The 20635-nt window shown below is 63.3% G+C and carries 20 protein-coding genes; 16 read left to right on the top strand and 4 right to left on the bottom strand.

The window, feature by feature from the left end; genetic code table 11:
• The first annotated feature begins 330 nt into the window (after positions 1-330).
• A complete protein-coding gene (locus BPHY_RS00390) occupies positions 331-693 on the top strand; it encodes a hypothetical protein (RefSeq protein WP_041763188.1) in 363 nt (120 codons plus the stop codon).
• Positions 694-906: 213 nt separating this feature from the next.
• Here the strand turns inward: BPHY_RS00390 and metK are convergent, their stop codons facing one another.
• Positions 907-2094, bottom strand: a complete 1188-nt coding sequence (gene metK / locus BPHY_RS00385) for a methionine adenosyltransferase (RefSeq protein WP_012399503.1) — start codon at positions 2092-2094, stop codon at positions 907-909.
• 272 nt (positions 2095-2366) lie between these two features.
• On the opposite strand from metK, the gene BPHY_RS00380 reads away from it, so the two are divergent.
• From BPHY_RS00380 to hslU, 9 genes are all read left to right on the top strand, one after another.
• A complete protein-coding gene (locus tag BPHY_RS00380; RefSeq protein WP_012399502.1) occupies positions 2367-3251 on the top strand; it encodes a lipid A biosynthesis lauroyl acyltransferase in 885 nt (294 codons plus the stop codon).
• Between the two features lie 54 nt (positions 3252-3305).
• A complete protein-coding gene (gene dapF / locus BPHY_RS00375) occupies positions 3306-4166 on the top strand; it encodes a diaminopimelate epimerase (protein ID WP_012399501.1) in 861 nt (286 codons plus the stop codon).
• Positions 4167-4252: 86 nt separating this feature from the next.
• Positions 4253-4972, top strand: coding sequence for a DUF484 family protein (locus tag BPHY_RS00370; RefSeq protein WP_012399500.1), 720 nt, complete (start codon positions 4253-4255; stop codon positions 4970-4972).
• A gap of 10 nt (positions 4973-4982) precedes the next feature.
• Positions 4983-5906, top strand: coding sequence for a tyrosine recombinase XerC (gene xerC / locus BPHY_RS00365; RefSeq protein WP_012399499.1), 924 nt, complete (start codon positions 4983-4985; stop codon positions 5904-5906).
• An 85-nt stretch (positions 5907-5991) separates the two neighbouring features.
• Entirely contained in the window at positions 5992-7194 is a 1203-nt protein-coding gene (locus BPHY_RS00360; protein WP_012399498.1) for a class I SAM-dependent rRNA methyltransferase, read from the top strand.
• A gap of 177 nt (positions 7195-7371) precedes the next feature.
• Entirely contained in the window at positions 7372-8448 is a 1077-nt protein-coding gene (locus BPHY_RS00355) for a CobW family GTP-binding protein (protein ID WP_176061868.1), read from the top strand.
• A 614-nt stretch (positions 8449-9062) separates the two neighbouring features.
• Positions 9063-9482: an RNA polymerase-binding protein DksA gene (dksA, locus tag BPHY_RS00350; RefSeq protein ID WP_012399496.1), complete on the top strand. Its 420-nt coding sequence runs from the start codon at positions 9063-9065 to the stop codon at positions 9480-9482.
• 373 nt (positions 9483-9855) lie between these two features.
• Positions 9856-10392 (top strand): ATP-dependent protease subunit HslV, encoded by a 537-nt coding sequence (gene hslV / locus BPHY_RS00345; RefSeq protein ID WP_012399495.1) that lies wholly within the window; start codon positions 9856-9858, stop codon positions 10390-10392.
• Between the two features lie 9 nt (positions 10393-10401).
• A complete protein-coding gene (gene hslU, locus BPHY_RS00340) occupies positions 10402-11745 on the top strand; it encodes an ATP-dependent protease ATPase subunit HslU (protein WP_012399494.1) in 1344 nt (447 codons plus the stop codon).
• A gap of 82 nt (positions 11746-11827) precedes the next feature.
• On the opposite strand, the gene BPHY_RS00335 is transcribed toward hslU, so the two are convergent.
• Positions 11828-12370, bottom strand: a complete 543-nt coding sequence (locus tag BPHY_RS00335; protein WP_012399493.1) for a response regulator transcription factor — start codon at positions 12368-12370, stop codon at positions 11828-11830.
• Entirely contained in the window at positions 12367-13671 is a 1305-nt protein-coding gene (locus BPHY_RS00330) for an ATP-binding protein (RefSeq protein WP_012399492.1), read from the bottom strand. The genes BPHY_RS00335 and BPHY_RS00330 overlap by 4 nt, the downstream gene beginning before the upstream one ends.
• Before the next feature lie 102 nt (positions 13672-13773).
• On the opposite strand from BPHY_RS00330, the gene BPHY_RS00325 reads away from it, so the two are divergent.
• Positions 13774-15411 (top strand): tetratricopeptide repeat protein, encoded by a 1638-nt coding sequence (locus tag BPHY_RS00325; protein ID WP_012399491.1) that lies wholly within the window; start codon positions 13774-13776, stop codon positions 15409-15411.
• 37 nt (positions 15412-15448) lie between these two features.
• On the opposite strand, the gene BPHY_RS39190 is transcribed toward BPHY_RS00325, so the two are convergent.
• Positions 15449-15688: a cysteine-rich CWC family protein gene (locus tag BPHY_RS39190; protein ID WP_244257556.1), complete on the bottom strand. Its 240-nt coding sequence runs from the start codon at positions 15686-15688 to the stop codon at positions 15449-15451.
• 350 nt (positions 15689-16038) lie between these two features.
• On the opposite strand from BPHY_RS39190, the gene argB reads away from it, so the two are divergent.
• The 5 genes from argB to metW all read left to right on the top strand — a co-directional run bounded on the left by argB (position 16039) and on the right by metW (position 20625).
• A complete protein-coding gene (argB, locus tag BPHY_RS00320; protein WP_012399489.1) occupies positions 16039-16938 on the top strand; it encodes an acetylglutamate kinase in 900 nt (299 codons plus the stop codon).
• 199 nt (positions 16939-17137) lie between these two features.
• Positions 17138-17896, top strand: a complete 759-nt coding sequence (locus BPHY_RS00315; RefSeq protein ID WP_012399488.1) for a pyrimidine 5'-nucleotidase — start codon at positions 17138-17140, stop codon at positions 17894-17896.
• Positions 17897-17932: 36 nt separating this feature from the next.
• On the top strand, positions 17933-18631 hold the full coding sequence (slmA, locus tag BPHY_RS00310; protein ID WP_012399487.1) for a nucleoid occlusion factor SlmA: 699 nt from the start codon (positions 17933-17935) through the stop codon (positions 18629-18631).
• Positions 18632-18874: 243 nt separating this feature from the next.
• Positions 18875-20020, top strand: a complete 1146-nt coding sequence (gene metX / locus BPHY_RS00305) for a homoserine O-succinyltransferase MetX (protein ID WP_012399486.1) — start codon at positions 18875-18877, stop codon at positions 20018-20020.
• On the top strand, positions 20017-20625 hold the full coding sequence (gene metW / locus BPHY_RS00300; protein WP_012399485.1) for a methionine biosynthesis protein MetW: 609 nt from the start codon (positions 20017-20019) through the stop codon (positions 20623-20625). Before metX ends, metW begins: the two co-directional genes overlap by 4 nt.
• The last annotated feature ends 10 nt before the right edge of the window (positions 20626-20635 follow it).

Raw genomic sequence — 20635 nt, 5'->3', positions numbered from 1 at the left:
CGCGAAGTGTGCAACGAGGACGGGCCAGATTGCACGCCAGCTGGGCAACGTGCACATTCGTCGCGCGCAAAGGGCGCGATCGTGCGCGCTTTGCCTCGTAAAAACCCCTATCGCTTCGGACTTTCGACGGTCATCAATCACGTGTAGCCTTGCGTCCATGTCGATTGCAACACACGCTACTTCGCCGTCGACACGGCCATCCGCAGCCGCTGTCGTCTCGTTCCGTCACTCCGCAGGCTTTCGCGTCCCGCTCGCTGGCATGGATGGTGCGTCGTTTCACGCACTCTTCGTCGCTCGCCACGCGGCCCACGCAGCCTTATTCATCAAGCCATGCACAGTCCATTGAGCACTCGACTTACCCGCGCGTTCACCGCTGCGCGACCCGCACGCCGCCATGTGGTGCGTGCCCTCCGTCACCATTCCGCGCGCACGCGCGCGCTCGCCGGGCAACTACGCGAAGCGAAGCCCGTCGATAGCGTGCGCTTCTGGTTCCGCGCGTTCTTCAGCGCGCTGCGCGTGCAGGGCGCGACGCCGCGTCTGGCTCTGCGCACGCTATTGCGCACGCCGTCGCCCGTGCGAATGCTGGGAGTATCGCCGCGCGCCGCCAAGCAGGCCAATGTGCCGCACCCGACGAGCCGCCGGCCGCGTCGCCTGTCGGCGACGAGCGCAGGGTGGTTCGCGTTCGCGCGCTAGGCGCTTGCCAGTCCTCGAAACGGTTCCGGTGATGAAGCAGCGGACGCGCGAAAGCGTCCACTGAGTCCTCGATGTGCGTACAAGCCGCACATCACACGATGCGCGCATCAGAAAAAAACGCCCCGCATGCGTTCGCATGCAGGGCGTTTTTCTTTGCGGCCTGGAGATCGATGCCGCGCGACATTCGGCCGCGCGTATCGCTCACAGCGTCGTTCAGGCGAGAGCGGCAACCGGCTCCGTGCCAGCCGCTTCGGCCAGCGCGAGCGCCTTGTCGGTCGCTTCCCACGAGAATTCCGGCTCCTCGCGGCCGAAGTGGCCGTAGGCGGCCGTTTTTTCATAGACTGGGCGCAACAGATCCAGCATCTGGATGATGCCCTTCGGACGCAGGTCGAAGTGTTCCTGAACCAGACGTGTGATCGTCGCATCCGACACGCGGCCCGTGCCGAACGTGTTGACCATCACCGAGGTCGGCTGTGCAACGCCGATTGCGTACGACACCTGGATCAGCGCGCGCGATGCGAGGCCGGCTGCGACGATGTTCTTTGCAACATAGCGGCCGGCATACGCCGCCGAGCGGTCGACCTTCGAAGGATCCTTGCCCGAGAACGCGCCGCCGCCGTGCGGAGCCGCGCCGCCGTACGTATCGACGATAATTTTGCGGCCCGTCAGACCGCAATCGCCCTGCGGGCCGCCGATCACGAACCGGCCCGTCGGGTTCACGAGGAACTTGATGTCGCCCTTGATCAGTTCGGCGGGCAGCGTCGGCTTGATGATTTCTTCGATCACGGCTTCGCGCAGTTGTCCGAGGTCGATATCCGGTGAGTGCTGCGTGGACAGCACGACGGTGTCGATCGAGTGCGGCTTGCCGTCGACGTAGCGAATCGTGACCTGCGACTTCGCATCCGGACGCAACCAGGGCAGACGGCCGTCGCGGCGCAGATTCGCCTGACGCTCGACGAGGCGGTGCGACAGGTGGATCGGCAGCGGCATCAGTTCGGGCGTTTCGTCGCATGCATAGCCGAACATCAGGCCCTGGTCGCCGGCGCCCTGGTCGAGATTGTTGTCGTGCGCACGGTCGACGCCTTGCGCGATGTCCGGCGATTGCTTGTCGTACGCGACGAGCACCGCGCAGCCGCGATAGTCGATGCCGTAGTCGGTGTTGTCATAGCCGATGCGCTTGATGGTTTCGCGCGCGACCTGGATGTAATCGACGTTTGCCGTCGTGGTGATTTCACCCGCCAGCACGACGAGACCCGTGTTGCACAGCGTTTCGGCCGCAACACGCGAGTATTTGTCCTGGGCGAGGATCGCGTCGAGGATAGCGTCCGAAATCTGGTCTGCGACCTTGTCCGGATGGCCTTCGGAGACGGATTCGGAGGTGAAGAGGTAATCGTTAGCCACGTTACAGGCTCCTTGTTGGTTACGGTTGAGTTTCACGTAGCCTGCTTCGAGCCTGAAGCGGCGACGCTTTAGCGGAATTCCTTACCGCCGGGCGACTATCTGAAAGATAACCATCCGTCGGCTTCGCCCCGCAAGTTGTCTATTAACTCGGCGAAGCCCTTATTATAGCGACTTCTTTCATTTGTCACAGAGTGCCTGCGCGTGCGGTATATCGTCCATTTCGCCGTTTTTCTTTACCCAGCGCGGTATCGCGCAGATAGCGGAGCCCTCGCATGCTGAGCCGTCTGGGCGTCACGCTCGCCATCGGGCTGCTCAAGCTGTTTGCGTTGCTGCCGTACGGCTTCGTCGCGCGCCTGGGCGACGGCCTCGGCTGGCTGCTGTATCAGATTCCGAGCCGCCGCCGCCGCATCGTTCATATCAACCTGAAGCTGTGCTTCCCGGAATGGAGCGACGAGCGTCGCGAAGAAGTCGCGCAGAAGCACTTCCGGCACGCCATTCGCAGCTATCTGGAGCGCAGCGTGCAGTGGTTCGGCTCCGCGAAGAAGCTGGAAAAGCTGATTCAACTCGATAGCGAGATCGATCTCACTGATCCGAATCTGCCGCCCACGCTGTTTCTCGGCTTTCACTTCGTCGGCATCGAGGCCGGTTCGATCTTCCTCAACTATTCGCTGAAGCGTCCGTGCGGCTCGCTGTATCAGCCGATGTCGAACCCGCAACTCGAGGAGGTCGCGAAAGCGCAGCGCGGCCGTTTCGATGCGGAAATGGCGAGCCGCGCCGACAGCGCGCGCATCGTGCTGCGCTGGCTGCGCGAGCGCAAACCGGTGATGCTCGGCGCCGACATGGACTACGGCATGCGCAATTCGACCTTCGTGCCGTTCTTCGGCGTGCCGACGTGCACGTTGACGGCCGTCGGGCGCCTCGCGAAAGTCGGGCGCGCGCAGGTGGTGCCGTTCATCGGCGAGGTGCTGCCCAACTACCAGGGCTACCGGCTGCGGGTCTTCAAGCCGTGGGACAACTACCCGACGGGCGACGACGACGTCGACGCGCGCCGCATGAACGCGTTTCTCGAAGAGCAGATCCCGCACATTCCCGAGCAGTACTACTGGGTGCACAAGCGCTTCAAGACTCGCCCGCCGGGCGACCCGAGCTTTTACTGAAGCGCGCCACCGCACAACGGGCAAGACGTTCGGCCAGTCACTTACAATAGCGGCATGAAACTGAAATTCACCAAAATGCACGGCGCGGGCAATGACTTCGTCGTGCTCGATGGCTACACGCAACCGCTCAACCTGACGGAAACCCAGGTGCGCGCACTGGCGAACCGGCATTTCGGCGTCGGCGCGGACCAGTTGCTGGTGGTCGAAAAACCGACCGTCGATGGCGTCGATTTCAGATACCGCATTTTCAATTGCGACGGCGGCGAGGTCGAGCACTGCGGCAACGGCGCGCGCTGCTTCGTCAAGTTCGTGCGTGACTCGCGCCTCACCGACAAGCGCAGCGTCCGCGTGCAGGTTCAGAAAGGCGTGATCACGCTGACCATGCAGGACAACGGCGAGGTCGTCGTCGATATGGGCGCGCCCGTGTTCGAGCCGGTCCAGGTGCCGTTCGACGCAAGCGGTGTCGAAGCGCGCCGCGAAGGCAACGACACGCTGTATGCGCTAGAGGTCAACGGCGAAACGCGCTGGGTTTCCGTCGTGTCGATGGGGAATCCGCATGCGGTGCAGGTGGTGGATGATGTCGAGGCGTTTCCCGTGCTGGTCGACGGGCCCGTCATCGAGACACACCCGCGCTTTCCGCAGCGGGTCAATGCCGGCTTCATGCAGATCGTCGGACGCAGCGAGGTGAAGCTGCGCGTCTACGAACGCGGCGCGGGCGAAACACTCGCGTGCGGCACGGGCGCATGCGCGGCCGTGGCCGCGGGCATTCGCCGCGGCCTGCTGGATGCCCCCGTCAAGGTTCACACGCACGGCGGCACGCTGACCATCACGTGGAACGGCGAGTCCGCATCGTCGTTGATGATGGCGGGGCCGGCCGCTACCGTGTTCGAAGGCGAAATCGAACTGGCCGACTGAACTTCTCACCGTCGCGCGGCGGCTGAACCGCGCGGCGCAGCAGCACGACCGACAGCAAAGAAGCGCGCAACCTTTAAGCTGAAACCATGAACGATCGCGAAGTCGCCGACTACCTGCTAGCCAACCCCGAATTCTTCGCCGAGCACGCGGAACTGCTCGCTTCCGTTCGACTCGCAAACCCACACGGCAAAGCCGCCGTGTCGCTGCAAGAACGTCAGATGGACATGCTGCGCGAGAAGAACAAGCATCTGGAGCGGCGTCTCGCCGAACTGCTGCGCTACGGACACGAGAACGACAGCATCGCGTCGAAGTTTGGCCGCTGGACGACCCGCGTGATGGCCGAGCGCGATCCAGGCGCACTGCCGCGCACGATCTCCACGGGCCTGCGCGACGTGTTCGACGTGCCGCAAGCGGCGCTGCGCGTGTGGGACGTGTCCGAGCCGTACTCGCACGCCGACTTCACACGCCACGTCGGGGAGGAAGTGCGCATCTTCGCGAACAGCCTCGCCACCCCGTACTGCGGCGCGAACACGGGTTTCGAGGCAGCGCAATGGCTGACGCCTGCGGTGTCGGCCGTAGCCGGCGACGCCGCAGGTTCCGCGGAGGGCGCGGCTGCGAACGGCACGGAATCGATCGCGCTGATCGCGCTGCGCGACCCCGAAGCATCGGACAACGCTTGCGCGTTCGGCCTGCTCGTGATGGGTTCGCCCGATGCGCGCCGCTTCCACGACGGCATGGCCACCGACTTCCTCACGCAGATCGGCGCGCTCGCGAGCGCTGCGCTGAGCCGTTTGCTGCCGCGCTGAGCGCCTTCACGTGACATCCGCCGACCCGATCGCCACCTATCTGTCGAGCCTCGAGCACGAACGGCGGTTGTCGGCGCATACGCTGCGCGCTTACACGCACGAACTCGGCGAGCTGAAAACCCTCGCGAACGGGCGCCCGCTCGAAAGCCTCACGGCTACGGACATCCGCGGCGCCGTCGCGCGCGCGCATGCGGGCGGACTGTCGGCGCGCTCCATCGGGCATCGGCTGTCGGCGTGGCGCGCGTTTTACCGCTGGCTGGCCGGGCGCGTCGACCTGCCCGCGAACCCCGTCGCGACGGTGCGCGCACCGAAACGCGCGAAGACGCTGCCGAAAGCGCTGTCCGTCGACGACACGCACAAGCTGATGGAAACACCCGCGACGGCCACGGCTGAAGGGCTGCGCGATCATGCGATGCTCGAACTGTTCTACTCGTCGGGCCTGCGCTTGTCCGAGCTGGTCGGCCTCGACGCGCAGTACGCCGATGCCGACGGTTATCGGTCGCAAGGCTGGCTGAAGCTCGACGACGCCGAAGTCGAAGTGCTCGGCAAAGGCAACCGGCGGCGCGTGGTGCCCGTCGGCAGCAAGGCGCTCGAAGCCTTGCGCGCCTGGCTCGCCGTGCGCGGTGAACTGGTGAAGCACGACCCGCATCCGCTGTTCGTGTCGGTGCGCGGCAACCGGATGTCGCCGAACGTGGTCCGCGACCGCGTGAAGCGCGCGGCGCTCACGGCGGGCATTCCCGCGAACGTTCATCCGCATGTGCTGCGCCATTCGTTCGCGACGCACGTGCTGCAATCGAGCGGCGACCTTCGCGCAGTGCAGGAGCTGCTCGGCCACGCGAGCATCGCCGCAACCCAGGTCTACACCGGCCTCGATTTCCAGCACCTCGCGCGGATCTACGATCAGGCGCATCCGCGCGCCAAAAAACGCGACTGACGCTGCCCGACGTTTTTCGGGCGGCCGGTCAATTCTGCTTTGCCGCTCGGGCGGCACATTGTTCTGCTGAAATCCTCACGAAGTCATGAATACCGTTACGCTCAAACCGTCGAAAGAGAAATCGCTGCTGCGCCGCCATCCGTGGGTCTACGCGAACGCGATCGAACGCGTCGACGGCAAGCCGGCCGCGGGCGCCACTGTGCTGGTGCGCGCGCACGACGGCCGCTTTCTCGCACGCGCCGCATACAGCCCGCACTCGCAGATCCGCGCGCGCGTCTGGAGCTTCGACGAAAGCGAGCCCGTCGATCACGCATTCTTCAAGCGCCGCGTGCAGCGCGCGCTTGAGCATCGCCAGACGATGGTGCACAACACGGGCGCGACGCGTCTGATCTTTGGCGAGGCCGATGGTCTGCCAGGACTGATCGTCGATTACTACATCCAGGACGACGCGACGAAGCGCGGCCAGCTCGTCTGCCAGTTCATGGCAGCGGGCGTCGAGGCATGGAAAGACGCAATCGTTCAGGCGCTGATGGGTGCGACGGGTTGCCCGAACGTCTATGAACGCTCGGACGTGTCGATCCGCGAAAAGGAAGGGCTTGACCAGACGGTCGGCGTGCTCGCCGGCGATGCGCCGCCCGAAACGCTGATCGCGAGCGAAAACGGGGTGCGCTATCACGTCGACGTGCGCGACGGCCACAAGACGGGCTTCTACGTTGACCAGCGCGATAACCGTGCGCTGGTGCAAGAGCTGTCGAAAGACCGCGACGTGCTGAATTGCTTCTGCTACACGGGCGGCTTCTCGCTCGCAGCGCTCAAGGGCGGCGCGAGGCGCGTGGTGTCGATCGATTCATCGGGTGAGGCGCTGGCGCTGGCGCAGCAGAACGTCACGGCCAACGGCTTCGAACCGGCGCGTGCGACATGGCTCGACGCCGACGCGTTCAAGACCCTGCGGCGCCTGTACGAAGAAGGCGAGCGCTTCGACCTGATCGTGCTCGATCCGCCGAAGTTCGCGCCGTCGCGCGAGCACGTGGACCGCGCGGCGCGTGCCTACAAGGACATCAATCTCACGGGCCTCAAGCTGCTGCGGCCGGGCGGCCTGCTCTTCACGTACTCGTGCTCCGGCGCGATCGATGCTGAACTGTTCCAGAAGATCGTCGCCGGCGCGGCCGCCGACGCACGGGTCGATGCGCGCATTCTCAGGCGGCTCGGCGCAGGCGTCGATCACCCGCTGCTGACGGCGTTCCCCGAAGGCGAATATCTGAAAGGCCTATTGTTGCAAATCGCGTGAACGCCCATAGTTAGGCGTTATTTCCCTGGCATCGGCAGGGCATTGACTGGCCGGCAGCGGCGTCCGCACAGTTATGCTTCAATATTCTTCTGAATTCCTGCGGTCAGGACCCTGCGCGCAGCGCGCGGTTCGCACCCCATATCGACGAACACAAGGCGACTCCACATGGCGAACAACATGATTCCCGTCACTATCCTGACCGGCTTTCTCGGCAGCGGCAAAACCACGCTGCTCAAGCGCATCCTGAACGAGAAGCACGGCATGAAGATCGCCGTGATCGAAAACGAGTTCGGCGAAGAGAACATCGACAACGACATCCTCGTACAAGACACGGGCGAGCAGATCATCCAGATGAGCAACGGCTGCATCTGCTGTACGATCCGCGGCGACCTTGCACGCGTGCTCGGCGACCTCGCGGCGCAAAAGCAGGAAGGCAAGCTCGATTTCGACCGCGTCGTGATCGAAACGACGGGCTTGGCCAACCCCGGCCCCGTTGCGCAGACCTTCTTCATGGATAACCAGATCGCCGACGAATTCCTGCTCGACGCGATCATCACGCTCGTCGACGCAAAACACGGCAACCACCAGCTGGACGAGCACGAAGTCGTGCAGCGCCAGGTCGGCTTTGCGGACCGTCTGTTCATCACGAAGTCCGATCTCGTGGACGAAGCGGTGCTCGGCGACTTGCGCCACCGTCTGCTGCACATGAACCCGAAAGCGCAGATTCGCGTCGTCAATTTCGGCGAAGCGGACATCAAGGAAATCTTCGATCTGCGCGGCTTCAACCTTAACGCGAAACTGGAAATCGACCCGGACTTCCTCGCCGAAGACGAGCACGATCACGCACATCACCACCACGATCACGATCACGACCACGATCACGCAAACTGCAATCACGATCACGGCCAGTGCGATCACGAAGGCCACGATCACGGCCATCATCACGCGCACCACGACGACAAGATCAAGTCGTTCGTTTTCCGCAGCGACCGACCGTTCGATCCGAACAAGCTCGAAGACTTCCTCGGCGGCATTCTGCAGATCTATGGCGAGCGTCTGCTGCGCTACAAGGGCGTGCTGTACATGAAGGGCGTCGATCGCAAGGTCGTCTTCCAGGGCGTGCACCAGATGATGGGCAGCGACCTCGCCGCCAAGTGGCAACCCATCGAGAAAAAGACGAACAAGATGGTGTTCATCGGCATCGAACTGCCGCAAGACCTGATTACTGACGGTCTTGAAGCCTGCCTCGTCTGATTCGTTATCTGTTCATTCGTGGAAGTTGCGGGCGGGCGCTCCGGCGCGCTGCCCGGGCAGCCATTTGGGCGCTTTGGAAAGGCAAAAAAGAGCTCAAAAGCACAAACGCGGCAATTAAACAGTCCGTTTGCGGTCAAAGCACGTGAAAACCCTGTTGTGAGAATACGTGTCCGACCATCGCTTTTTATTGAGCAGCGCGTTATATTTTCACGATAAGTGGAGTTTGCGGCAGGGATTTCCCTCCCTTGCTGATTCGTATTGTGATTCAGTTACAATACGGCCCCGCTGGAGAAAGAGAACGAATTTGCCCGGTTAAAAGCGCGTAGTCGCGTTGCAGCCGTGCCGGGCCGAAAACGGCGCCGGAAAATCTCATCCGGGGACAACGCCGATAGCCGGCCTGCACTGTCCGGCTCATAACGCGCTGCCGGGAAGCATTGCCTCAGGAGCATTTGAAGATCGGTTTCCAGAGGAGTTCGGCCCCGCAACGGCGCTTCGGCGTCACGACAGCCCACCGTCCGTGTTCGCCGGCGCTCATTTGAGCGTCATCGAGGCGCCTTTGCGGGCAACACGAAAGTGCGGGCAATGATTTGCCTCACATTGAAGAAGCAAGCCAGATGACGACGAAACGACTCTTGACCGAAGCCGAAATCCTGAAGATGAGCGACAAGGATTACATGAATGAGGATCAGCTCGCTTTCTTCAAGAACCGGCTCGAACAGCTGCAGGCGGACATCCTCCGCAATGCCGGCCAGACGACCGAGAACCTCCGCGAAACCGTGATCGTGCCGGACCCGGCCGACCGCGCGACGATCGAGGAAGAGCATGCGCTGGAACTGCGCACGCGCGACCGCGAACGCAAGCTGCTGAAGAAGGTGCAGCAGTCCATCGCGCGCATCGAATCGGGCGAGTACGGCTGGTGCGAAGAAACGGGTGAGCCGATCGGCATTCCTCGCCTGCTCGCGCGTCCGACCGCAACCCTGTCGCTCGAAGCCCAGGAACGCCGCGAACTGCGCCAGAAGCTGTTCGGCGACTGATCGACGGGCGGCGCGGTTTTCGGGGTCCGCGCCCCAGATACGCTTCGTCAGAGGCGCACGGTGATTCGTGCGCCTCTTTTTTCTTTTCAGGCCGGATATTTCGCCGCGCCACCGGTAAATGCGAAATGCATATGACCGGGCACGCACCGGACCGTCAGCATGTTTTACCGCCGACTCCCCGCGCGCTACCCGTCTGCGCCTTTTCTCGCGCTCCTTCCAGTTCCGCTCTTGATAACTCCGCGCCCGCCCTAAAATAATCCCGACATGCGTTGCACACGCGCGCGGCACGGGCATCGCGCGCTGTCCGCTCTCGGATTCCGTGGTTGCGCATTGGCGCTTCCGCGTCCTCCCTTGCTTTACAAAAGGAACGCATATGGAGCAATTTCACGGCACGACGATCGTCTCCGTGCGCCGCGGCGACAAGGTCGCGCTTGGCGGCGACGGCCAGGTCACGCTTGGCAACATCGTGATGAAAGGCGGCGCGAAGAAGGTCCGGCGCATCTACAACAACAAAGTGCTGGTCGGCTTCGCTGGCGGAACGGCCGACGCGTTCTCGCTGCTCGACCGCTTCGAAGCCAAGCTCGAAAAACATCAGGGCAATCTCACGCGCGCCGCGGTCGAACTCGCAAAAGACTGGCGCACCGACCGCATGCTGCGCCGTCTCGAGGCGATGCTGATCACGGCGGACGCGACCACCACGCTGGTCATCACGGGCAACGGCGACGTGCTCGATCCCGAAGGCGGCATCTGCGCGATCGGCTCAGGCGGCGCATACGCGCAGGCGGCTGCCAAGGCGCTCGCCGACAACACGGATCTTTCCCCGCGCGAGATCGTCGAAAAGTCGCTGGAGATTGCCGGCGACATGTGTATCTACACGAACCACAATCGCGTCATCGAGACGATCGAGTAAGGACACACGATGAGCACCATGACTCCCGCCGAGATCGTCTCGGAACTCGACAAGCACATCATCGGCCAGAATCGCGCGAAGAAGGCCGTCGCCGTCGCGCTGCGCAATCGCTGGCGGCGTCAGCAGGTCGACGAGCCGCTGCGTCAGGAAATCACGCCGAAAAACATTCTGATGATCGGGCCGACGGGCGTCGGCAAGACGGAAATCGCACGGCGTCTCGCCAAGCTCGCCGACGCGCCGTTCATCAAGATCGAGGCGACCAAGTTCACCGAAGTCGGATACGTGGGCCGCGATGTGGACAGCATCGTGCGCGATCTGATCGAGATCTCCGTCAAGCAGACGCGCGAAACCGAAATGCGCAAGATGCGCACGAAGGCCGAAGACCTCGCAGAAGACCGCATCCTCGATATTCTGCTGCCCGGCGCACGCACAGTTGGCTTCGGCTCGGGCACCAGCGAAGCGAGCGGCGACGAATCGAACACCACGCGTCAGACATTCCGCAAACGGCTGCGCGAAGGTGCGCTCGACGACAAAGAGATCGAGCTCGACATCGAAATGCAGGCGCCCGCGATGGACATCATGGGCCCCCCGGGCATGGAAGACATGACCGAGCAGATCCGTTCGATGTTCGCGAACCTGGGCGGCGGCAAGAAGACGCGCCGCAAGGTCAAGGTGAAGGAAGCGCTCAAGCTCCTCACCGACGAAGAAGCCTCGAAGATGCTGAACGACGAAGAGGTCAAGACGAAGGCCGTGCAGAACGTCGAACAGAACGGCATCGTGTTTCTGGATGAAATCGACAAGATCGCGTCGCGTAGCGAAGCAGGCGGCGGCGAGGTGTCGCGCCAGGGCGTGCAGCGCGACCTGCTGCCGCTCGTCGAGGGCACGACGATCAACACGAAGTATGGGATGGTGAAGACCGACCACATCCTGTTCATCGCGAGCGGCGCCTTCCATCTGGCGAAGCCGAGCGATCTGATTCCCGAGTTGCAAGGGCGCTTCCCGATTCGCGTCGAACTCGATTCGCTGTCGGTGAAGGACTTCGAATCGATTCTCGTCGCCACCGACGCCAGCCTCGTCAAGCAATATCAGGCGCTGCTTGCAACGGAAGACGTGCACCTCGAATTCGCCGATGACGGTATCCGTCGCCTCGCGGAAATCGCGTTTTCGGTGAACGAGAAGACGGAAAACATCGGCGCGCGCCGCCTCTATACGGTGATCGAAAAGTTGCTCGAAGAAGTGTCGTTCTCGGCAGGCAACCACACCGGCAAGAGCGTCCTGATCGACGCGGCGTATGTGGACCGTGCGCTGAACGACGTCGCGCAAGACGAGGATTTGTCGCGCTACGTGCTGTAACGCGAGCCGGGCCGGCCAAACAAGAGGGCGGCGCTCCGCGAGGAGCGCCGCCCTTCTTCATGCGCCATGTGCGACGGCCGGGCTACTGCTTCACGGGCCGCTTAGCCAGCTTGCGCTGCAACGTGCGCCGATGCATGTTCAGCGCGCGCGCCGTCGCCGAGATATTGCCGCCGTTCTCCGCAAGCACGCGCTGAATGTGCTCCCATTCGAGCCGCGCCACTGACAAGGGCGTCGGATTCTCGATCGCTTCCTCGGCCTGCAATGCGCTCGCTTCGGTTTGCAACGCGGACAGAATCGTTTCGACATTCGCGGGCTTCGCCAGATAATTGTCCGCGCCGTCCTTCACCGCCTGGACGGCCGTGGCGATGCTCGCGTACCCGGTCAGGACGAGCATCCGCGCGTCCGGTTGCAGGTCGCGCAGCGGTGCGACGAGATTCAGACCGGAGTCGTTGCCCAGATGCAGATCGACGGTGATCTGCCCGAACTTCTGCTGGTTCGCGAGGCGAATCGCTTCGTCGGCGTTATGTGCCTCCGATACCGTAAAGCCGCGACGCGTGAGGCCGCGCGCAAGGATGCCGGAGAACACTTCGTCGTCGTCGATGACCAGGAAATTCTTGTCGCTCATGCTTGTTTCTCCGTGTTGGACGACGCGGCGCCGTGCCGGCCCGCGTCCGTTTGCTCGCGGGCCAGAGGCAACCGCAACACCGCGCGCGTGCCGCGCGGCTTGGTTTCGTTGACATCGGTGAGCTCGATCGACCCGCCGAGCCGTGCCGCCGCCGAAAACGCCAGATACAACCCGACGCCGTGTCCGCCCTGCGTGCTGTCGACGGGTGCCGCGCCCAAAAGCCCGCGCAGCGTGGCCGGCACGCCCGGGCCGGCGTCGCAGACTTCGAATTCGATGGATGCCGGCTCGACGAGCTTCGCCGCCAGCGTTACATGATCGCGGCTCGCGCGCGCGGCGTTGTCCAGCAGGATCGTGAGGATCTGGCTGACCGCGACGGTATCATCGAGGCTGACTTCGGCGGGCGGCTCGCCGAGCCGCTCGAACTTCACATGAGGATGCCGCAGGCGCCACTGGCCGGCGAACGAGTCGAGCCATTCGTCCACGCGCTGCCTGCTGCCTTGCGTCGAAGCCCGGCTGCGCAGGCGCGCAAGCGCCGAGGTGCACAGCGTCATCTGCTGGTCGAGTATGTCCAGGTCGGCGGCGTAGGGCTTGAGGCCCTCGTCGCTGCGCGCGGCGTCGCGCAGCTCTTCCGTGAGCATCGCGATCGTCGACAAAGGCGTGCCGATCTCATGCGCGACCGTCGCGGCCTGCACGCCCAGCGCCACGGCGCGCTCGTCGCGCAACAGGCGCTGCTGCGCGTCGCCGAGCGCAGTGTCGCGCTGACGCAGCGCCCGCGACATGCGTGCCACGAACCAAGCGATCAGGCCGACGCTGACCATGAAGTTCACCCACATGCCGGCGCGGTAGTAGTCGAACAGGTTCGCAGGATTGTCGAGATTGAGCGGCACCGACTCGAAGCCGAGCACCGCGTAGCAGGCCACCGCGAAGGCCGCGAGCCACGCCATCAGACGCCACGGCAGCACGGCGGCCGCAATGGCCAGCGACGGCAGGTACAACGAAACGAACGGGTTGGTCGTGCCGCCCGACAGGAACAGCAACGCCGACAACGCGCCGAGATCGACCCACAGCTGCCCGAACAGTTCGAGATTCGACTCGGGCTTCTGGCTCGCGACGCGCAGCCACGTCAGCCCGTTGAAGATCACTTCCAGACCGATGATAAGGAGCATCGCCGGCAACGGCAGCTTCACGCCGACAAAGATCTGGACGAACGCAATGGTCACGAGCTGCCCGATGATGGCAAGACTGCGTAGCCAGAAGAGATGCCCGAGGTTGACCCGGCCAGTGATGGTTATGCGGTGCATCCTGCAAGTTTATCCGTTGAGAGCAGTCTGATTCATCTAGCGAATGTTCGGAACTATAGTGTTCTTTACCGCTTAACATACGCCCGCCACTCTTTACGCCCAATGCTCAACACATCACTTGATCCACATCAAGTTCTTTTGGATTCCTTCCAGACCTTTCTGCGTCACGCTGTCGCAGCGCAAGACCAGAACGACGGCGCTGCACGTGACATCTGGCTTCGGGCCGCTGCGCATCTGTTCCCGATGGATGCCGGTTCTCTCGCCGAACTGAACCTGCAACTGCTGACCGGGCAACACGCCGTCGAAGCAGAAGCGATCGCCCGGGCTTGTGCGGCACTCGCTCCGCGCGATCCCAAAACGCACTTTCAACTCGGGCTCACCCTGCAACTGATGAACCGGCACAGCGACGCCATCGCGCCCTACCGCGAGGCGCTCGCCATCGATCCCGATCTGCCAAGCCTGCGTAACAATCTTGCTGCCGCGTTGATGTCGGCGAATCCTGCTTCACCGGAAGTGGCTGTCTTGCTGACCGCCGCGATCGAACGGAGCCCCGACGACGCGAACGCGTGGATCAATCTCGCCAAATCGCGTCTTGCGGGCTTCGACCTCGACGGCGCCCTCGAGGCCGAGCAGCGCGCGATTCTGCTTCAGCCCGACACTCCCGTCGCGCTCGGCAATCACGGACAGACATTGCGTGAAGCGCAGCAATGGGAAGACGCCGAACGCTTCACATCCGCGGCACATCGGGCTGCGCCCAGCAATGCTTCGTTCATGTCCAATCTCAGCATGCTGCACCTGCTGCGCGGCAACTACGCGGACGGCTGGCTCGAACATGAGGCTCGTTGGGACGGATCAAAGGAACTGGCGGGCAAGCGTCCCGTCATGCCAGGGCCGAAGTGGTGCGGTGAATCGCTCGCCGGCAAGACGCTGCTGCTCTGGGGCGAGCAGGGTATGGGCGACCTGCTGCAGTTCTGCCGCTACGTTCCGTTGCTGGCCGAGCGTGTGCATCGCCAGGGCGGTCGGCTCGCATGGAATTCGTTCCCGCAGATGGGCCCGCTGCTCGCACGCACGCTTGCGCAATATGCCGATGAGTTCACCCTCGGTGGCAGCGTCGAAAGCTTGCCGAAATTCGACTATGAAATCTCGCTGCTGTCGCTGCCTTTGCTGTTCGATACGCGGGAAGAAACGATCCCGTCCACTGTTCCCTATTTGCGAGCGGATCCGCAACGCGTGGACGCATGGCGCGAGCAACTCGCCGGAGAGAAGCGCCTCAAGGTCGGACTCGTCTGGACGGGCAGCCACGGACATCAACGCAACCCGTACCGGCGCGTCGGGCTGGAACGCTACGTCGATTACTTTCGCGAACTCGACAACGCTGCGTTCTATTCGCTGCAGCCGGGCGCCGGAGCCGAAGTGGCGGCGGCGCGTACAGCCGGGCTCGATATCGCCGATCACACGGCAGCGTTCAAGACCTTCGACGACACCGCCGCGTACGTCAGCGCGCTCGATCTGGTGATTACCGTGTGCACGTCGGTCGCCCACTTGAGCGGCGCGCTGGGGCAGCGCACGTGGGTGCTGCTCGATGTCAATCCGCATTGGGTCTGGCTGCTCGATCGCGCCGACAGCCCGTGGTATCCCAGTGCAACCTTGTACCGGCAAGCGCAGTTCGCGCAGTGGGAGCCGGTGTTCGACAAACTGACACGCGATCTCGCCGCACTGGCGGATTCGCGTCGCCCGTAGCCGCTGGGCTTCAGCGCGACACACCGGGCGGTGCGCGTCAACCCTGTGCCGGGCCGCCTTCTTCCGCACGCGAGCGCGCAATCACCCCAGCAAGACATTCGGGACATAGACAGCCGGTGCCGGGCTCCAGCGCTTCGGCGGGCAATGCCGGCATCGAAGCACACCAGCAGGCCGAACGGTCGCCGCGCGCGCCGCAATCGAACACGCGGCGGCAGAGCGGGCATCGCACGCTCGACGTAACGGAAGTTTCAAGCGATTCAGACGGGGACGGATTCATGACAGCGGGATGAAACCGGTCAGATGATTCGAACATGATGCCACGTCCGGCGGTTCAGCAAAATGCCTGCCCGCTGTCCGCCGGCCCCCCTCCGGCGTGTCGGCACAGCCCGGCTTTCCGGGCGTGCGAGAACTTACTCGCGTCACGGCGGCCCAAGCTTTTCGCCGCGCCGCGCTGACGGCGCGCAGTTGATTCTCGGGCGGGTGCCCGTCGACGGAAAAGCAGGCTATTCCGCAGCGCGGAAAAACGGCCTGACTGGTCGCGACGGCACACGCTGAATTCACTATTGCACCGCGCCAGTTGTGTACAATCCGGCGTGTTTTCACCGTTTCCGTGTCCGAGCCGCCGCCATGTCCGAGTCTCCCGACCTGTCCCAGATCGCCCCCACGCTGAAGGCTGAAATCCTCGCCGAGGCTCTGCCCTATATTCGCCAGTACCACGGCAAGACCGTCGTTATCAAATATGGCGGCAATGCGATGACGGAAGAACGCCTGAAGCAGGGCTTCGCGCGCGACGTCATCCTGCTGAAACTGGTCGGCATCAACCCGGTGATCGTGCACGGCGGCGGTCCGCAGATCGATCAGGCGTTGAAAAAGATCGGCAAGCAGGGCACCTTCATCCAGGGCATGCGCGTCACGGACGAAGAGACGATGGAAGTCGTCGAATGGGTGCTGGGTGGCGAAGTGCAGCAGGACATCGTCACGCTGATCAACCACTTCGGCGGCCATGCGGTCGGTCTGACAGGCAAGGACGGCGGCCTGATCCACGCGCGCAAGCTGTTGATGCCGGACCGCGACAATCCGGGCCAGTACATCGACATCGGCCAGGTTGGCGAAGTCGAGGCGATCAACCCGGCCGTCGTGAAGGCCCTGCAGGACGACGCGTTCATTCCCGTCATCTCGCCGATCGGCTTCGGTGAAGACGGTCTGTCGTACAACATCAACGCCGACCTTGTCGCGGGCAAGCTGGCCGTCGTGCTGAACGCCGAGAAACTCGTGATGATGACCAACATCCCCGGCGTGATGGACAAGGAAGGCACGCTGCTGACCGACCTGTCGGCGCGCGAAATCGACGCGCTGTTCGCGGACGGGACGATCTCGGGCGGCATGCTGCCGAAGATCTCGTCGGCGCTCGACGCCGCGAAGAGCGGCGTGCGTTCGGTGCACATCATCGACGGCCGCATCGAACATTCGGTGCTGCTCGAAATCCTGACGGAGCAGCCGTTCGGCACGATGATCCGCTCGCACTGAGCGCGCGGCGCGTCACGGCAACGTCAAAATTCTCGCATCGCGCGAAGCACGCCAAGCTGGACTCCGTGCTTCGCAAAAGGCATACAGGCCTTCCGTCTTTCGCGCAGCACGCTGCGCCGTCATCGCTGTTACACCGCTCCTTTCCCGCAAAGCTTCGCACGGGGTCTGCATCGCAGCCCTGGCGCGCGGAACTCACGACATGATGCGCCCTTCCCGTCCGAAGCGCCGTCGGCCGCAGATTCACGCCGGCACGCCCGTCTGGCTGTTCGACCTCGACAACACGCTGCATCACGCGTCGCACGCCATCTTTCCGGCCATCAATGCCGCGATGACGCAGTACATCGTCGACACGCTGCAAGTCGAGCGCGACGAAGCCAACCGTCTGCGCACCGGCTACACGCAGCGTTACGGCGCCGCGCTACTGGGCCTCACGCGTCACCATCCCGTCGATCCGCATGACTTCCTTAAATATGTGCACACGTTCCCCGATTTGCGCGCAATGCTGCGCAGCGAGCGCGGGCTGAAACGTCTCGTCGACGCGCTGCCGGGCCGCAAGATCGTGCTGACCAACGCGCCCGAAGTGTATGCAATGGACGTGCTGAGGGAGCTCGGCATCGAGCGGCTGTTCGAGCGCGTGATCGCGATCGAGCACATGCGCGACCGCCGCTTGTGGCGCGCAAAGCCAGATCACGCGATGCTGCGCCGCGCGATGCGCGATGCGCATGTGCGTCTCGCCGACGCCGTGCTCGTGGAAGACACGCGCAGCCATCTGAAGAACTATCGGCGGCTCGGCATCCGCACGGTATGGATCGTCGGTCATCTGCCGCGGACGGTGCGCGCGGACGGCACGCGTGCGCGTCTTCCCGGCACGGGACGCCCGCACTATGTCGACCGTCGCATTCGTTCGCTAAAATCGCTAAGACTGGGCAACCGCCCGGAAGGCCGATCGGTCCCCTGATGGCGCATCTGGCCTGGGATAGAAGGGACGACAGACATGCAGCCCATCCGCAAGCATGACGACGTAACCGAAGATCAGCCGGCCGCACCGCGCGCGACGCGCCTGAAACCGGGCGAGCGGCGCGTGCATATCTTGCAGACGCTCGCGGCAATGCTGGAGGCGCCGAAGAACGAAAAGATCACCACGGCGGCGCTGGCCGCGCGCCTCGGCGTATCGGAGGCGGCGCTCTACCGTCATTTCGCGAGCAAGGCGCAGATGTTCGAAGGGCTGATCGAGTTCATCGAGCAGACGCTGTTCGGCCTCATCAACCAGATCATCGCGAAAGAGCCGAATGGCGTCCTGCAGGCGCGCGCGATCGCGCTTACGCTGCTCAACTTTTCGGCGAAGAATCCGGGCATGACGCGCGTGCTGACGTGCGAAGCGCTCGTCGGCGAACATGAGCGGCTTACCGAACGGGTCAACCAGTTGCTCGAGCGCGTCGAGGCGTCGCTCAAACAGTGTCTGCGACTGGGACTGATGGACGCATCCCGTCAGGCGGGGCAGGCGGCCCCTGTAGCAGGAACCGGCCACGCCGAATCAGACACGATACCGCTGCCCGTCGACTACGACCCCGTCGCGCGCGCGAGTCTTTTGCTCAGCTACATCATCGGACGCTGGCATCGCTTCGTGCGCAGCGGCTTCTCGCGCGCGCCCGTCGAACAGGCCGATGCACAACTGCGGCTGATCCTTCAGTAAGGGCGCTCGCCGCTGCGGCGCCGGAATTTCCGATATACTCTGCGCTTGACCGTCCATGACGGTCACAGCTTGTACAACGCGCCGATTTGCTGACTCGATTGCGGGCGCGCGAACCAGCGGATGATATTCATCCATCGTCCCGGTTCACTATAAATGCGGCTAAAGAGGTCGTCAGCCGCGCACATTGTCCTTCCGCGCAATCGCCGACACCATTTAGCCGCCCCATGTCAGAAGGCGGAATGAATGGAATCGATCGGGATCGTCAGTCCACAAACAATGCATTTTTCGGAGCCGCTGCGCCTGCAGAACGGCAGTTCGCTCGCGAACTACGACCTCGTCGTGGAAACGTACGGCAAGCTCAATGCCGCGCGCAGCAACGCCGTGCTCGTGTGCCACGCACTCAATGCGTCGCATCACGTCGCGGGCGTCTATGCGGACGATCCGAAAAACGTCGGCTGGTGGGACAACATGGTCGGCCCCGGCAAGCCGCTCGATACGAACCGCTTCTTCGTCATCGGCGTGAACAACCTCGGTTCGTGCTTCGGTTCGACGGGCCCGATGAGCATCGATCCTTCAACGGGCCGTCCGTACGGCGCGAGCTTTCCCGTCGTGACTGTCGAAGACTGGGTGAACGCGCAGGCGCGCGTCGCCGACGAGTTCGGCATCGAGAAATTCGCTGCCGTGATGGGCGGCAGCCTCGGCGGCATGCAGGCGCTTGCGTGGAGCATGATGTATCCGGACCGGCTGGAACACTGCATCGTCGTTGCATCGACGCCCAAGCTGTCCGCACAGAACATCGCGTTCAATGAAGTGGCGCGTTCGTCGATCCTGTCGGACCCCGACTTCCACGGCGGCGACTATTACGCGCATGGCGTGAAGCCGAAGCGCGGGCTGCGCGTCGCGCGGATGATCGGCCACATCACGTATCTGTCCGATGACGACATGGCCGCGAAGTTCGGCCGCGCATTGCGCCGCGCGGAAGGTGCAGAGAAAGCGTACAACTTCAACTTCGATGTCGAGTTTGAAGTGGAGTCGTATCTGCGTTATCAGGGCGACAAGTTCGCCGACTACTTCGACGCGAACACCTATCTGCTCATCACGCGCGCGCTCGACTACTTCGATCCCGCGAAAGCGTATGACGGCGATCTGACGGCCGCGCTCGCGCATACGAAGGCGAAATATCTGATCGCGAGCTTCACGACCGACTGGCGTTTCGCCCCCGCGCGCTCGCGCGAACTGGTGAAGGCGCTGCTCGATCACAAGCGCCAGGTGACATACGGCGAAATTGACGCGCCGCACGGCCACGACGCCTTCCTTCTCGACGACGCACGCTATCACAACCTGATGCGCGCCTACTACGAACGCATTGCTGCGGAGGTCAACGCATGAACCAGCGCGCTCTCGATTATCTTGCGACGCGGCCGGACTTTCGCGCGATCGCCCGCTGGGTCGAACCGCGTGCGACGGTGCTCGATCTAGGCTGCGGTGACGGCTCGCTGCTGTCGCTGCTGACAGAAGAACTCGAAGTGTCGGGCTACGGCATCGAGATCAACGACGCCGGCGTGCTCGCGTCGACGAAGAACGGCATCAACGTGATCCAGCAGAATCTGGAAGACGGTTTGCGCCTGTTCGAAGACGGCAGCTTCGATTTTGCAATCCTCTCTCAAACGCTGCAGACCATTCACCAGACGGCAGCGATCCTGCGGGAGACGGTGCGCGTCGGCAAGGAATGCATTGTTTCGTTCCCAAATTTCGGGTACTGGGCACATCGTCTGTCGGTTTTGCAGGGACGCATGCCCGTGTCGAAGTCGTTGCCTTACCAGTGGCACAACACGCCGAACGTGCGCGTGTTGACCATCAAGGATTTCGAAGCGCTCGCGCCCGAAGTGGGCATCGAGATTCTCGATCGCGTCGTTCTGCATGGCGGCCAGCAGGTGCGGTGGGGCGTGAACTGGCGTGGTAGTCTTGCGGTCTATCGCGTCAAGAAAAGCTAACGTCACTCAT

This window comes from Paraburkholderia phymatum STM815 (genome assembly GCF_000020045.1).
Taxonomy (GTDB): domain Bacteria; phylum Pseudomonadota; class Gammaproteobacteria; order Burkholderiales; family Burkholderiaceae; genus Paraburkholderia; species Paraburkholderia phymatum.
Note: the sequence above shows the minus strand (reverse complement) of the source record. Positions and strands in the feature narration are given on the sequence as shown.